This window comes from Patulibacter medicamentivorans (assembly GCF_000240225.1).
Lineage (GTDB): Bacteria > Actinomycetota > Thermoleophilia > Solirubrobacterales > Solirubrobacteraceae > Patulibacter > Patulibacter medicamentivorans.
This window is the reverse complement of the sequence record NZ_AGUD01000004.1, coordinates 18,414-33,381: the sequence shown is the minus strand read 5'-3', so window position 1 is coordinate 33,381 and position 14,968 is coordinate 18,414. Positions and strand designations below refer to the sequence as shown.

Annotated in this window: 9 protein-coding genes; 2 read left to right on the top strand and 7 right to left on the bottom strand. The window is 75.1% G+C overall.

Going from position 1 to position 14,968, the window contains the following annotated elements; translation table 11 throughout:
- Window positions 1-116 precede the first annotated feature (116 nt).
- The 7 genes from PAI11_RS00610 to PAI11_RS00580 all read right to left on the bottom strand — a co-directional run bounded on the left by PAI11_RS00610 (window position 117) and on the right by PAI11_RS00580 (window position 11,472).
- Entirely contained in the window at window positions 117-2,354 is a 2,238-nt protein-coding gene (locus PAI11_RS00610; protein ID WP_007569759.1) for a hydantoinase B/oxoprolinase family protein, read from the bottom strand.
- A complete protein-coding gene (locus PAI11_RS00605; protein WP_007569757.1) occupies window positions 2,354-4,465 on the bottom strand; it encodes a hydantoinase/oxoprolinase family protein in 2,112 nt (703 codons plus the stop codon). The genes PAI11_RS00610 and PAI11_RS00605 overlap by 1 nt, the downstream gene beginning before the upstream one ends.
- Before the next feature lie 241 nt (window positions 4,466-4,706).
- Window positions 4,707-5,666 (bottom strand): quinone oxidoreductase family protein, encoded by a 960-nt coding sequence (locus tag PAI11_RS00600; RefSeq protein ID WP_007569755.1) that lies wholly within the window; start codon window positions 5,664-5,666, stop codon window positions 4,707-4,709.
- 55 nt (window positions 5,667-5,721) lie between these two features.
- Window positions 5,722-5,988, bottom strand: coding sequence for an SDR family oxidoreductase (locus tag PAI11_RS00595; RefSeq protein ID WP_007569753.1), 267 nt, complete (start codon window positions 5,986-5,988; stop codon window positions 5,722-5,724).
- A gap of 55 nt (window positions 5,989-6,043) precedes the next feature.
- Complete coding sequence (locus PAI11_RS00590; RefSeq protein WP_040597449.1) at window positions 6,044-6,784, bottom strand: SDR family NAD(P)-dependent oxidoreductase; 741 nt, start codon at window positions 6,782-6,784, stop codon at window positions 6,044-6,046.
- 291 nt (window positions 6,785-7,075) lie between these two features.
- Window positions 7,076-8,845 carry an ABC transporter ATP-binding protein gene (locus PAI11_RS00585; RefSeq protein WP_007569750.1) on the bottom strand — a complete coding sequence of 590 codons (1,770 nt, stop codon included), beginning with the start codon at window positions 8,843-8,845 and terminating at the stop codon, window positions 7,076-7,078.
- Window positions 8,842-11,472 carry an ABC transporter ATP-binding protein/permease gene (locus tag PAI11_RS00580; protein WP_007569749.1) on the bottom strand — a complete coding sequence of 877 codons (2,631 nt, stop codon included), beginning with the start codon at window positions 11,470-11,472 and terminating at the stop codon, window positions 8,842-8,844. Before PAI11_RS00580 ends, PAI11_RS00585 begins: the two co-directional genes overlap by 4 nt.
- A gap of 117 nt (window positions 11,473-11,589) precedes the next feature.
- On the opposite strand from PAI11_RS00580, the gene PAI11_RS25725 reads away from it, so the two are divergent.
- The gene (locus tag PAI11_RS25725; RefSeq protein ID WP_170320666.1) at window positions 11,590-12,351 is read left to right on the top strand and encodes an ABC transporter ATP-binding protein; all 762 of its coding nucleotides are present in this window, start codon (window positions 11,590-11,592) and stop codon (window positions 12,349-12,351) included.
- Complete coding sequence (locus PAI11_RS00570) at window positions 12,348-14,966, top strand: FtsX-like permease family protein (protein WP_007569747.1); 2,619 nt, start codon at window positions 12,348-12,350, stop codon at window positions 14,964-14,966. Before PAI11_RS25725 ends, PAI11_RS00570 begins: the two co-directional genes overlap by 4 nt.
- Window positions 14,967-14,968 lie beyond the last annotated feature (2 nt).

Here is a 14,968-nt window from a genome sequence, read left to right as displayed (position 1 = left end):
TGGTCGGCGAAACTCCCGAAACCGACAGCGCGAACGGCGCCCGAACGCGCGCCGAAGCACCGCGGCCCTCGAGGGCCGCGGTGCCGGAGCACGCCGATGTCGCGGGCGGGTCTCGGTCAGGTCGCGGCGCGATCCGCGAGCCGGCGCCCCTCGGCGGTCAGGCGCGGCGCGGGGACGACCTCGTCGCCCTCGACCCCGACGTCCGCGCGGACGCTCAGGCCGCACCCCCGGCAGAAGTACTCGGTGAGCAGGACGTCCGGCCCCACCGTGCGCGACCGCAGGCGCGTCCCGCGGGCCCCCAGCGTCGACGCGGCGCTGCCGCTCGTCGCCACGCACGCCGCGCGGTAGTTGTCGTCCACGTCGCCGAGGTCCTCGCCGCAGCACCCGCACGTCCAGCGGCCGGCCACGACTCGCACCGCGACGCCGATCTCGCGCCGGGCGGCGTCGCGGATCTCGCGCGGCGGGACGGCCCCGATCCGCGCGGTCCGGATCCTCAGGCGCTGCGCGTCGGTGGCCGCCTCGTCCGCGCCGGCGCCGTCCAGGACGACGCCGTAGACCTCCCGCGCCGCCGCCTCGTCGGTGTAGCCGTCGGCGACGTCCTTGGCCACGGCGGCGGGGTCGCGGAGCAGCGGATCGCCCAGGCCGCCCCCGCCGCCGCTGGCGACCACGAAGACGTCGCCCTCACGCAACGTCAGCGTCCCGGTCTTCGACGGCATCCGCTGCGTGCTCCCGCCGAGCGTCTCGACCGTCGGCATGGCACCGCGATCGAGCAGGTCGTTGACCTCGCTGCCGCGCACCACGTGGTAGTCGGATCCGGCCCCCGGCTGCCCGCCGCCGGAGCCCCGCGGGGGGACCTCGGCGCAGCTGTTGAAGGCCGTGCCCGTCATCGAGTCGATCCCGCGCATGGCGAGCGCGCTGGTCATGCCCTGCCCACCGCGCATCTGGCCCGCGCCGCCGTTGGATGCCTCGATCCGGCGCCAGAGGGTCACCATCGGGCCGGCTGCCTCGTCGACCTCGACGGCCGCCATCCGGGTGCCGATGTTGAACTGCCCGGAGTACGTGTCCACGCCGTCGGACACGGACTGCGCGGGGCCACCGAGACCGACGGTCGGCGCGATCGGGAAGATGACGATCGGCTGCCCGGTGCGCCGGTCCGCGCCCGTCAGCGTGCACGTGGCGATGCCGTTGTTGGGCTGCCCGGCCACCCGGCTGCGCAGGCGGTCGGACGGGGACAGGGCCATCGCCTGGGCGAGCACGTCGGACATCAGGCGCGTGATCCGCATCCCGCACTCCATGTGCGACTGCGAGACCGGGGCCGGCGGGACCGAGTTGACGATCGAGCCGGCCGGGCCGAGGTCGAAGTGGATCGCCCGCCAGAGCGCGGCGTTCACCGGCACGTCGGGGATGAACACCGTCTGCAGGGCGTTCATCGCGTTGCCGAGGACCGACGGCCGGGCCCCGTTGACGTAGGCCGGCACCTGGTCGACGCCGTGGAAGCGCAGGTCGATCTCGTCGCCGCGGACGGTCATCGCGACGCCGAGCTCGTAGAGGTCGGCGGTGCCGTGGCCGTCGTACTCGATCCACTCCTTCGACACGTACTCGCCGTCGGGCAGCTCGGCGATGCGCGAGCGGATCAGCTGCTCGGAGAGGGCCTTGTTGATGCGGCAGTACTCCCGGTGCGTCTGCAGCCCGTGAGACGCGATCACCGCATCCAGCCGCCGCTTGCCGGCGTTCAGCGCCGCGATCATGGAGCGCAGGTCGTTGAGGACCGGGACCGGGACCCGGACGCTGTTGGCGATGAACAGCGCCCAGTCATGGCTGAGCTTGCCGTCGCGTACGAAGCGGACGGCCGGGAACGCGAGCGCCTCGGCGAAGCTCTCGCGCGCCTCGGGGGCGAACCCCGAGACCGAGGAGCCGCCGACGTCCAGCAGGTGCGCGTTGACGTACCCCCAGCCGATCAGCTCGTCGTCGTGGAAGTAGGGCATGATCACGCCGACGTCGCCCTGGTGGATCGCCCCGGACGAGTGCGGGTCGTTCGCGATGAACGCGTCCCCCGGGCGGATGTCCGCCAGGTCGTAGTTGCGCAGCACGGCCTCGACGCCCAGCGCGGAGGTCGAGACGTGGAATCCGACGAAGCCCGAGAAGCCGACGAGCTCGCTGGATTCGTCGAGGATCGCGCAGCTGAGGTCCTTGGCCTCGGTGACCACCGGCGAGCCCGAGGTCCGGACGAGCGTGATGCCGATCTCGCGGGCGATCTCGTCCATCGCCTTCCGGTGAACCTCGACCCCGAGGACGTCGTAGTCCGGGGTGGCGGGGGCGACGGTGCCCGTCGCCGGCGCGGTGTCGGTGGACATCAGCCCTCCTTCTTCAGGTTGTAGTTCGACATGTGGTCGCGGGTGCACGACCACGACGGCGGGATGAAGAGCGTCGTGTCGTGCTCGTCGACGATCGCCGGCCCGCTGACCGTCAGCCCCTCGGCGAAGCGGTTGCCGTCGTAGACCGGGATCTCGGTCTGCTCGTCGGCGCCGGGGAGCAGTGCCCGGCGACGCCCCTTCAGCGCCGCCTCGACGTCCGGGTCGCCCGGCGGCGGGGTCGCGAGCGTGGGGTTGCGTCGCGGGACGCGGGTGCGGAGGGTCAGGTTCGCGAGCAGGACCTCGGAGCCTTCCCACGCCGTGCCCTCGCCGTAGGAGCGCTCGTACGTCGCCGGGAACCCGGCGGCCATCGCCGTCATCGACGCGGTCGTCAGGTCCTCGTCGGCGAGCGGGACCGTGATCTCCCACACCTGTCCGGCGAAGCGGACGCCGGCTTCCCACTCCAGCTCGGCGCGATCGGGGTCGAGACCGACCTGCGCGAGCTCGGTCCGGGCCTGCTCGACGAGGCCCCGGCGGATCTCGTTGATGGCCGTGGGGTCGACGTCCGCGCCGAGCGTGACGTCGACCGAGGTCGAGTAGCGCCGGACGAAGTCGGCGGTCAGCAGCCCGAAGGCGCAGAACACGGAGCTGTTGGCCGGCAGCACGACCCGCGTGATGTCGAGCGCGTCGCAGATCCGGGGGGCGAAGAGCGGCAGCGTCCCGCCGTAGGCGAACATCGCGAACTCGCGCGGGTCGTACCCACGCTCGACGCTGACCGAGCGCGTCGCGTTGGCCATGTTCGTCACCGTGAGGTCGAGGATGGCGTTGGCGGCCTGGTTCGGCGTCCAGCCGAGCTTCGCGCCGAACGCGCCGACCACCCGCACCGCCGCCTCGCGGTCGAGGCTCATGCGGCCGTTCAGGTACCCGGCCGGATCGATCAGGCCGGCGACGACGGCCGCGTCCGTCACGGTCGGCCGCTCGCCGCCGCGGCCGTAGCACGCCGGTCCGGGCATCGACCCGGCGCTGTGCGGTCCGACCTGCGGGACGCCGCGCTCGTCGATCCAGACGATCGAGCCGCCGCCGGCCCCGACGGACAGGACGTCGACGATGCTGATGCCGGTGTCGAGGCCGGCGACCGAGATCCGCGGGGTGATGGCGGCGCGGCGGTCCTCGACCAGCGACAGGTCGTAGCTCGTGCCGCCCATGTCGGTCACGATGATGTTCTCGTGGCCCATCCTCTCGGCCAGGTGGATCGCGCCCGCGACACCACCGGCCGGCCCGGATGCCAGCAGCAGGACGGGCAGGCGACGCGCGGTCTCCACCGGGATGACGCCGCCGGCGCCCGAGAACATCGTCAGCTCGCCGGCGAAGCCCTCGCTGTCCAGGCGATCGCGGAGCGTGTCGAGCAGGATGCTCGCCGCGGGCTGGCAGAAGCAGTTGAAGACGGCGCTGAAGAAGCGCTCGTGCTCGCGGATGACGGGATAGACCTCGCTGGAGAGCGAGGTGAAGACCTCGGGCCACTCGTCCTCGATGATCTCCCGCGCGCGCTGCTCGTGGCCGGGGACCTTGAAGGACCAGAGGAAGCAGACGGCGATCGCGTCGACGCCCTCGTCACGAAGTTGCCGCACCGCCATCCGGACGGCGTCCTCGTCGAGCGCCACGGCCGCGGTCCCGTCGGAGAGGACGCGCTCCGGGATCTCGACGATGCAGGAGCGCGGCACGAGGTCCGGCGGGTTGCGGTGCGCCTGGTCGTCCATCACCGGCTGCCGGGCGCCGCCGGCGAGTCGGAAGGTGTCCTTGAAGCCCTGGGTGATGAGCACGCCGACCTTCGCGCCGCGGAGCTCCGTCAGCGCGTTGGTGACGACCGTCGTCGACAGCACGATCTGCTCGGTCTGGCCGAGCGTCTCGGCGAGGCTCAGGTCGAGCCGTTCCCCGGCGACCGCGATCGCCTCGAGGATCCCCCGGCTGTACTCGTCGTGCGACGTCAGGGCCTTGCCCCGGACCAGGCCGGTCGGGGTCGATACCGCGATGTCGGTGTGCGTGCCGCCGACGTCGACGCCGATCAGGGTCGTGAGGCCCTGGTCCCTCGAGGTTTCCGGTGCAACGGTGCTCATGCGGTTCTCTCTCTCGAGTCGGGTGACGTCTGACGCGCCCGGCGTCGCCTTCGACGTCGTGGCGGAACGGGCGGAGCCGCCGAGCCACGGTGCGCGTACTCTCGCCCGCCGAGCACGTGGTGCCAAGCGCTGCTGTTGGAACCGCCAGGTCGGTCGGGGCGGAGAGCTCGTCGGCGCGCGGCGGCGACGGCCGGCGGCACGTCCGAGCGGACACCGGTCGCGAACGACGTGCCGCCGGGGCTCACAGCACGAGCACGAGCTTGCCCGTGGTCGTCCGGGCCTCCAGCGCGCGATGGGCGGCGACGACGTCGGCCGCCGGGAGCATGCGGATCTCCGGCGCGATCCGCCCCTCGAGCCACGCCGCCTGGACGGCGGCGAAGGCCGCCGCCGGCTCGCGCGGGTCCAGCTCGGCGACGCGCGCCACGACGAATCCGACGATGCTCTGGCCGCGGGGCATCAGCCCGCGGACGTCGACGTTCGCGGGCTCCTGGCTGGCGGACCCGACGACCACGTAGCGGCCGTTCATCGCCAGCGCGCGCATGCTCGGGGCGAACAGCGCCCCGCCGACGCCGTCGACGACGACGTCGACGCCGCGGCCGTCGGTGAGTCGCCGGACCTCGTTCGTGAGCGTCGCGGGGTCGGCCAGCGTGGTCGCCGCCGCTCCATGCCGCCGGGCGACGTCGAGCTTCGCCGCGGTCGACGCCGTCGCGATGACCCGCGCACCGCGCTCGCGGTAGAGCTGGACGCAGAGCGCGCCGAGACCACCGGCGCTGCCGTGGACGAGCACGGCGCCCTCCGGCCCGACCGGGCCGTAGCGCGTGGCCGCGTACCAGGCCGTCACGCCCTGGGTGAAGAGCCCCGCGGCGACCTCGAGCGGGATCCCGTCGACGACGGGGAAGACGTGGCTCGCCGGCACCACGACGGTGTCGGCGTAGCCGCCGCCGTCCTCGAGGAACGCGACGACGGGGGTCCCGACCGGCGGGCCGTCCGCCGGCCCCGCGCGGACGCGTCCGGCGACCTCGAAGCCGGGGACGAAGCTCAGTGGCTGGTCGCGGCGGTACTCGCCGCGTCGCACCATCGTGTCGCCGAAGTTCACGCCGATCGCGGCGACGTCGACGACCACCTCGTCCGGGTCCGGGTCCGGCAGCTCGCCCGTCGCCCACGACATGACCTCGGGCTCCCCGAACGCGCGGAGCTCCACGATCCGGCGAGACGAGGGCGCGGCCGCCGCGGGCGGCCGCGGGGTCCCGCCTGCGTCAGACACCCGTCATCACGCCCCCGTCGACGGAGAGCGCCGTGCCCGTCGCGTACGACGACGTCGGACCGAGCAGGAACGCGACCGCCTGAGCGATCTCGCCGGGCTCGCCGTTCGTCACGAGGATCGACTCGAGCTCGCCGTCGCCGTAGTCCTCCAGCCGCGCGAGCTCGACGACCCATCCCTCCTGGGCCAGGTGCGTCGCGAGCGCCCTGCCGATGCCGCTGGTCGCGCCGGTGACCGCGACCACCTGTCGCTCCTCGCTCATGACGTCTCCTCTCGCTCGTCGGCGCCCGGCCGCGCGGCGTCACCGCGCGAACCGGTCACGCCATGTGCATTCCGCCGTTGACGTCGAGCTGCACGCCCTGCACCCAGCTGGCGAGGTCGGACACCAGGACGACGGCCATCCGCGCCGCCTCCTCCGCCGTCGCCAGCCGGCCCATCGGCGAGCGGCTCCGGCCGTCCTCGCGCGCCTCGTCGTCGAGGACGGAGAGCATCGGCGTCTCGATCATCCCCGGGTGGATCGCGTTGACGCGGATCCCCAGGGGGCCGCCGTGCAGCGCCAGATGCCGCGTCAGGCCGATGACCCCGGACTTCGCCGCGGCGTACGCGGCGCTCGCCCGGAGCCCGCCGGTCCGGGCCGCGTACGAGCCGCAGAGGACGATCCGTCCCCCTTCCCGGCCCATCAGGCGCATCGCCGCCTGGGCGACGAGGAAGCTGCCGTGCAGGTTCACGTCGAGGACGGACCGCCACTCGTCGTCGCCCACCTCGTCCCAGGACGTCGTGGTGTAGACCCCGGCCATGTGGACCGCGACGTCCAGCCTCCCGAACCGGTGCTCCAGATCCGCGGCGAGCGACGTGACGAACGCCGGGTCGCTCAGGTCCCCCGCCCGGCGAAGCGCGGTCGTCGCGCCGGGGCAGACGGCCTCGACGCCCGCGGAGTCGCGGTCGGTGAGGACGAGCGTCGCCCCTTCGCCTTCGAGAATCTCCGCACAGGCACGACCGATGCCGCTTGCCGCGCCGGTGACGAGGCAGATCTTGTCCTGGAGCCCGGTCTCGAGCACGTCTTGGTCTCCGTCGGGTCGAGGTGGTGGTTCGTCTGCGAGGACGCGCGCCCGCTCTCGCCACTCCCGTCGCCGTGGAGCGACATCGGCGTGGCTCGGCCTCCCCGCGTGCATCCAGACGTCGATCAGCAATCTGGCGCATGGGCGCCGCGACGGCAACGCGAACTGTGTGAACCGACAGGTACCGAGCGGCAGCCGTCGGCGGGGCCGCCGGCGCCGACGTGCCCACCGACGACGGCTGGATCTGCGCCGACTCAGGGGCTGGCAGACTGGACTTCGCCCACGTCGACCTCAGCAACGGGCGGACGCGCCGACGCGCGCCGGACCGTCGCCGCTCAGCGTCCAGCTCGCGGCCGACTCGCGCTGGCGCCAGTAGGCGGCGAACCGACCGTCGGCGGCCAGCAGCTCGGCGTGGGTTCCCCGCTCGACGACGGTGCCGCCGTCGACGAACAGGATCTCGTCGGCGTCGGCGATCGTGCCCAGCCGGTGGGCCACCACGACCGTCGCACGCTCGGCCGCGTCCGCCTGCAGCGCGTCCACGAGCGCCCGCTCGGTCAGGGCGTCGACGGCCGAGGTCGCCTCGTCGAGCAGCAGCAGCGGCGCGCGCTTGAGCAGGGCGCGGGCGATGCTCACCCGCTGGCGCTCGCCGCCCGAGAGCAGCGCCCCGCCCTCGCCGACCCGCGTGCGCCAGCCGTCGGGCAGCCGCTCGACGACCTCCTCGAGCTGCGCCGCGGCGCCGGCCGCCCGCACCTCGTCGTCGCTCGCCTCGGGCCGGGCCAGGCGGATGTTCTCCAGCAGCGGCGCGTCCAGCAGGTAGACGTCCTGCAGCACCGCGCCGACGCGCGCGCTCAGCGCCTCGAGCGGATAGGCCCGCGCCGGTGCCCCGTCGAGCAGCACCTCGCCGGCTTGCGGGTCGACGAGCCGCGCGGCGAGCGACAGCAGCGTGCTCTTGCCCGACCCGGACGGCCCGACGACGGCCACCGTCCGCCCGCGCTGCGCGACGAGGTCGATCCCGCGCAGGACCGGCGGGCCGCTCGGATAGGCGAAGTCGACCGCGCGCAGCTCCAGCGTCGGCGCGCCGGGCACCGCGGCGGGCGCTTCCTCTCCGGCGGGCTCGGGAAGCGGCGACGTCGCCAGCAGCTGCTCGACCCGCTGCAGCGACCCGCGCGTGACCTCGAGCGTCGCGCTCAGGCCCGCCGCGGTGAAGAACGGCTCCAGGAAGCGGACCGAGACGACGACCAGCGCCACGACCTCGGGGCCGCTCAGCGATCCGTCGCGCGAGAGCGCGATGGCGACGACCGCCAGGCCGGCCAGCGCGGCCTGGCCGGCCAGCGCGAAGAGCAGGGTGCCGGGCAGCGCCATCCCGAGCAGCCGCCGGGTCGCACGCCGCTGCCGGCCGAGCGCCCGGCCGAGCGCCGAGTCCTCGTCGACGGGGCGACCGCTCGCGCGCAGCGCCCGCTGGGCCTGCGCGAACTCGACGATCCGCTCGCCGACATCGCTCGAGGCGGCGTCGTAGGCGCCCTCGGCCCGCCGGATCAACGTCCCGGAGACCGCCATCGCCAGGCTCAGGGCGACGAGGCTGACCAGCGCGACCAGCCCGAGCCACGGCGACACGACCGCCAGCCCGATGCCGATCAGCACCGTCGCGACGAGCGTGGCCAGCAGCGGCGCGATCACGTAGGCGAACCCGCTGCAGAGCTCCTGCCCGGCGGCGGTCAGCGCCCGCTGGGTGGCGGACGCGATCGCCGGCGTGACGTCCGGGATCGCCAGCCGCTCGAAGCGGTGCAGGACGCGCTGCTCGACCGACCGCAGCAGCATGAAGCCGATCGCGAAGCTCGCCCGCGCATAGCGGACGTCGACCACCCAGCTCGCGAGCACGAGCACCGCCAGCAGGCCGATCCACGGCCAGGCGCCGGAGGGCTCGTCGGAGAGCAACTCCCGCAGCAGCGGGAACAGCGTCAGCACCGTCGCGGCGCGGACGGCGGCGCTGGCCGCCATCAGCAGGCGGAACCGCCGCAGCAGCGCGCGGTCGTCGACGAAGCGCAGCAGCGTGCCGATCATGCCGCCGCTCCGTCCCGGGCGGTCGCGACCGCGGGCGCGTGGCTCGCCGACCAGGCGGCCCAGAGCTCGTGGTAGCGGCCCCTCGCGGCCAGCAGCTCGGCATGCGTCCCCTGCTCCAGGATCCCGCCGTCCTCGAGCACGACGATCCGATCGGCGTGCACGATCGTCGGCAGCCGGTGGGCGATCGCCAGCACCGTGCGGTCGGCGGCGAGGGCGTTGATCGCCTGCTGGACGAGGTGCTCGGACTCGGGGTCGGCGAACGCGGTCGCCTCGTCGAGCACGAGCACCGGCGGGTCGGCCAGCAGCGTCCGGGCGACCGCCAGCCGCTGCAGCTCGCCGCCCGAGAGCCAGGTGTCCTCGCCGAGGACCGCGTCGTAGCCGCGCGGGTCGCGGGCGATCCGCTCGTGGATCTGGGCGGCGCGGGCGGCGCGCTCGACCTCGTCCGGCGCGGCGTCGGGCCGGCCGAGGGCGATGTTGTCGCGCAGGCTCGCGCGGACCGCCGAGTTGCCCTGCAGCACGAAGCCGACCCGGCGGTGCAGCTCGGCGGGCGGCAGCGCGCGCAGGTCGTCGCCGTCGATCGTGATCCGCCCCGCGTCGACGTCGTAGAACCGGGCCAGCAGCGAGGCCAGCGTCGACTTGCCGGCGCCGCTGGCGCCGACGATCGCGGTCAGCGTCCCGGGCTCCAGCGCCAGGTCGAGGTCGCGCACGATCGGCCGGTCGGCGCGGTAGCCGAAGGTCACGCCCTCGAACCGCACGCGGCCGGGCGGGCCGTCCGCGGGCGCCGGTGCCGGCGGCGGCGCGCTCGCGGCCTCCGGCTCGGCGACCGGCAGCTCGTCCTCCTCGAGCAGCAGGCCGATCCGGCCGGCCGCCTTCTGGCTCTCGTAGACCGCCATCAGGCCGTAGGAGACCGCCAGCAGCTGGGCGCCGAACGTGACGCCGACGAAGAGGAAGACCACCAGCTCGTGCGGCTGCATCCAGCCGGCGATCACGAACGCGCCGCCGACGCCGGCGATCAGGAGCATCGACGTCGTCGGGCGGACCACCAGGTCCTGGCGCGCCTTCGGCTCGGTCAGCGGTCCCTGCCACTGGTCGAAGAACCGCATCCGGTCGGCGAGCAGCCGCCGGAACCGGCTCGCAGGGCCGAAGTCGTAGATCCGCATCACGGCCGCGCCGTCGGTCAGGGCGACGGACTCGGCGCTGACCCGCTCCCGGTAGCGCTCGAACACCGGACGGCCGTCGCCGGCCATCGCCAGCACGCGCAGCATCAGCACGTAGAGGGCCAGCAGCGGCAGCAGCAGCACCGCGGCCAGACCCGGGTGCACGACGAACAGGTAGAGGAGCACCGCGATCGGCGCGACGACCGCGGCGACCGCGTCGAGGACCGCGTGGGTCACGAGGTAGTGCAGCTGCGCGGCGTCGTCCTGGACGGCCTTGCGCACGATCCCGGAGCTGCGATCGTCGAACCAGCCCAGCGGCAGGCGGCCGAGGTGCGTCACGAGCCGCCGTCGGATCCGGTGGCCGAGCTCCGCGTCCAGCACGTGCATCGCGGCGACCAGCGCGATCGCCAGCAGGCTGCCGGCGCCCATCAGCGCGACGGCCGTCCAGGCCAGTCCGCCGAGGTCGTCGGTGTCGCCCGCGAGGATCCGGCTGCAGACCTCGGCCAGCACGACGTAGGGCGCGATCTGCAGCAGCGAGACGATCGCCTGCACGACCGCGGCGGCCACCAGCAGCGGCCGGATCGGCTCCAGCAGCCGCCGGCCGGCCGTGCCCGCCCAGCCCGCGGCCCGCTTGTCGACGTCCATCGACGCGGGGGCCGGCTCGCCGTCGCCGATCGCCGCGACGACGGGCTCCGGCTCGATCGTGATCGGCGCCGCGGCCGGCGGCGGCAGCTCCGGGGCGACGTCGCCCTCCTTGACGGCGCCCTTGCCCAGCGTCCAGTAGGCCTGCGACTTGACCGCCCCGCGGGGGAAGCCCCACTCCTTCAGACGCTCGCGGACGGCGCGGACCGCGTCGCGCTCGCAGGTGACCCAGCCGAACCAGCCGTCGTAGTCGCGCTCGGTCAGCGCGTCGGCGAGCGCTCCCGCCTCGCCCGTCCGCGGCACCCAGGTCAGGCGGCGCCGGGGATGGGCGACGATCGGGATCTCGCGGTCGTCGGGGTAGACGTGCTCCAGGTAGACGTCGACCGGCACGTCCGGCGGCAGGACCTCGAGGATCCCGTTGATGCCGGGGATGCCGGCGGGGTCGCCGACCAGCAGGTAGCCGGCGGCCGGCGGGTCGGGCGGGGTGAACTGCTGGATCCCGAAGCGCGTCGCGATCACGCGCGCGCCGACGGTCGCGTTGCGCGCCCACGTGCAGGCCGGGCCGGCCGGCTGGTGGAGGACGAACTCCAGCGTCAGTTCGTCCTGCTCGGGGTCGCTCTCGACGACGGTGTAGCCGCGCTGATGCTCGCGGCCGGGGTCGGACTCGTCGGGGACCCAGAGGCGGATCCACGACGCGGCCGAGAACTCGATCTCGATCGCGCCGTCGTAGAAGCCCGGCGCGTGGAACGCGATCCGTCGGTAGTGCGGCGTCACGTCGGTGATCGAGCGGACCTCGAGCTCCCACTCGCCGGCCCCCGACATCGACATCAACGCCCCGCTCCAACCCCGCGCCATCCGGGCTCCCGCCTCTCGTCGAGCTCGCCCGACGGGCGAGCAGTGCTCGGCAACGCGGCGATCATACCGGCGGTACACTCCAAAAGTAAGGTGACCCGAACTTCTCGTCGCGCCGAAGGAGACGCCCAACCACCCGTCCGTGCCGAGGGCCTGACGCGCAGCTTCCGCGCGCCGCGCGGGCGCGAGCCGGTGGTCGCCGTCGACGACGTCTCGCTGGCCGCCCGGGCTGGCGCGATCACGGCGATCACCGGGCCCTCCGGGTCGGGCAAGTCGACCCTGCTGCAGCTGCTCGCCGCCCTCGACCGGCCCGACCGCGGCCGGGCCTGGATCGGCGGAGTCGAGGTCACGCGCCTGGGCGACCGCCGCCTGGCGGCCCTGCGACGGCGCCGGATCGGCTTCGTCTTCCAGTCGTTCAACCTGGTGCCGAGCCTCAGCGCCCGCGACAACATCACGCTGCCGGTCGAGCTCGACGGCTACGAGGCGCCCGCCGAGCGGCTCGAGCAGGTCGCCGAGCAGCTGGGGATCGCCGACCGCCTCGACCACCTGCCGGCCCAGCTCTCCGGCGGCCAGCAGCAGCGGGTCGCCGTCGCCCGCGCGGTGATCGCCGAGCCGGACGTCGTCTTCGCGGACGAGCCGACCGGCGCCCTCGACGACGACGCCTCCCAGGCGCTGCTGCGACTCTTCCGCTCGCTGGCCGACGAGCACGGCCACACGCTCGTCGTCGTGACCCACGACCCGCGGGTCGCCGGCTGGGCGGACGACGTCCTGCGGATGGACCGCGGCCGGCTGGTCGCCCACGGCGGCTCCTCCTCCGAGGCCCCGACGATGCAGCTGCCGAGCGTCGCCACGTGAGCGACGGCCCGACACGCCCCGGGCTGCGTCGACGGCCACGCGCGCGCTGGCGGGCGCTGCTCGGGCTCTGGCGGGCCGAGCTGCGGGCGCACCGCGGACGGACGCTGGCCACCGGCGTCACGATCGCGCTGGGCGCGGCGCTGCTGACCGCGGCGCTCGTGCTCGGGGACAGCGCGAGGACCTCGATCGAGGACGGCGCCGGCGTCGAGTACGCCGGGCCGGCGGGCTCCTCGCCCGGCCGTCGCGGCGCCGACGTCGTCGTCCGCACGAGCGCCGTCTCCGACTCGGCCGGCGGCGCGACGTCCTCCGGCGGCGCCACCGGCGCCGCCGGCACCGGCATCGCGCCGGAGCAGCTGGCACGGCTGCGCGGGCTGCCGGGCGTGGAGCGCGCCGCCGCCTTCGTCCAGGCGGAGGCCGCCGTCCAGGTCGGCGACCGCGTTCGCGGGATCACCGTCGAGAGCCTGGCCGACGATCCCTCGTTCGTCTGGCAGCAGCTCGAGGCGGGCCGCTCCCCGGTCAGCGGCAGCGAGATCGCGGTCACGCGCGACACGCTGGACGAGCTGCGGATCCGCCTCGGAGACCGGCTCGCGCTGGGCCGGCCCGGCGTCGGCCGGGCGCTCTTCACCGTCGTCGGGGTGCTCGACGTCCGCGGGTCGCTCCAGGTCGGCCGCTCGCCCTACGGCGTGGTGACGCCGGCGGTCGCCCAGTCGCTGGCCGGCACCGTCGGGCCGACCGCCGTGCTGCTGCGAGCCACGCCCGGCACGAGCCCGGACCGGCTCGTCGACGTCGTCAACGCGCGCGCCCCGGTCGGCTGGCCCGAGACCGCGTCGAGCCTGCGGAGCGCGTCGCTCGGTGTCAACGCCGACCGGGCGGTCGCGCTGAGCTCGGTCGCCGCGTCGTTCGCCGCGGTCGGGCTCCTGATCGCCGGCCTCGTGCTCGGGACGACCAGCACCGTCGCGCTCGGCTCGCGCCGGCGGACGCTCGCGCTGCTACGGGCGCTCGGGGCCCCGCGGGCGGTCGCCGTGGCGTTGATCGTCGCCGAGGTGCTGGCCCTGGCCGCGGTCGCGGCGATCGTCGGCGCGGCGGCCGGCGTGCTGCTCGCCCGCCTCGGCCTGCCGGCGACGGCGTCGATCCCCGGTCTGCCCCGGATCGACGGCGCGGCGTTCACCGTCCACCCGGGAGCGCTGGCCGCGGCCGTCGGGGCGGCCCTCCTGCTGGCCGCGATCGCGGCGACCGTTCCTGCCCTCTGGGTCGCCCGGATCCGGCCCGCCGACGCCCTGCGGGAGGCGCCCGGGCGGCGCCCCACCCCGGTCGGGTCGCTCGTCGGGCCGTCATTGCTCGCGGCCGGGATCGTCGCCGCGCTGGCGCTCGACGGCTGGCCGGGGATGATCGTCGCGACGGTGCTGCTGACCGCGGGCGCGCTGGGGTCGATCGCCCCGGCGATGCGTGCGGTGGCGGCCGTGGGCACCCGGCGCGCGACCGGCCGTCGCGTCCTGCGGCGCCTGAACGCCCGGACGATCGCCCACCAGCCGTCCCGCGCCGCGGCCGAGGCGCTGGCGGTCGTCGTGGCGGTGGCGCTCGTCAGCGCCACCTGGCTCGGCTCGGCCTCGATCGCCGAGACGGCCTCGGCGCGGCTGGCCCGCACCGCGCAGCCGGACCTGACGCTCGGCGCCCCGTCGGGCCAGGAGGTCGTCGCGCCGGAGCTGCGGCGGTCGCTGCGGCAGGTCGACGGCGTGCAGGCGACGGTCGGCGTGCGCTCCAGCCCCGAGGCGATCGTCGTCGGAACGGGCGCCCGGCGACGAGTGCGGGTGGCCGGCGGCGTGGCCGGGGTCAGCCGGCGCGCCCTCGACGCGGTCTTCCCGGCGGACGCCGCGGTCCACCGGTTGCGCGACGACGTCGTGCTGCTGCCCCGGACCGGGTACCCGCCCTATCCCCCCGGCGCGCGCGTGAGCCTGCGCGGCCCCCACGGCCGGGTCGACGGCCTCCGGGTGGAGTACGTCCGCGACCTGCCGGCGACGAGCCTGGTGACCCCCGCGCTGCTGAGGCAGGTGGCGCGGCGCACCGAGGTCCACGTCGCCTGGATCCGCCTCGGGACCGGCCCGCAGCGGACCGCGGCGCTCGCCGAGGTCGCCGGCCTGGCGGTCCTCGGCGGCCCGTTGCCGATCGACGGCCCGGCCCTGACCGACGCGCGCATCACCCACGCGATCGAGACCGCGCGGACGGCGGCCACGGCCCTGCTGGCGCTCGCGATCCTGGTGGCGATCATCGGCGCCGCGACGACGTTCGCGCTCTCCGTCGCCGAGCAGCGTCGTGAGCACGTCACGCTGCGAGCGATCGGCCTGGACCGGCGGCGGCTGCGCTCGCTGCTGCTGCGCCGGGTCGTCGCGGTCACCGTCGTCGGCACGGCGATCGGCGTGCTGCTCGGCACGGCCCTGGCGGTCCTGCTCGTCGACCGGGTCGCCGCCGCGCTCGACGTGCCGGCCGTCCACGCATGGCCGGTGCCGCCGATCGTCGTCCTGGTGGTCGCCGTGCTGCTCGTGGTCCGCGCCGCGACGCTCCTGCCCCTCGATCGGGCCGCGCGCGTGTCGCCAGCCCGCGCCCTGGCCGAAGGATGATC

What these genes read in the sequence shown, in the direction of transcription:
- PAI11_RS00580 (WP_007569749.1), bottom strand. Translation starts at nt 11,472, where the DNA reads ATGTCGATGTCGGGGGCCGGCGAGTGGGAGCTCGAGGTCCGCTCGATC.
- PAI11_RS00610 (WP_007569759.1), bottom strand. Translation starts at nt 2,354, where the DNA reads ATGTCCACCGACACCGCGCCGGCGACGGGCACCGTCGCCCCCGCCACC.
- PAI11_RS00585 (WP_007569750.1), bottom strand. Translation starts at nt 8,845, where the DNA reads ATGATCGGCACGCTGCTGCGCTTCGTCGACGACCGCGCGCTGCTGCGG.
- PAI11_RS00605 (WP_007569757.1), bottom strand. Translation starts at nt 4,465, where the DNA reads ATGAGCACCGTTGCACCGGAAACCTCGAGGGACCAGGGCCTCACGACC.
- PAI11_RS00595 (WP_007569753.1), bottom strand. Translation starts at nt 5,988, where the DNA reads ATGAGCGAGGAGCGACAGGTGGTCGCGGTCACCGGCGCGACCAGCGGC.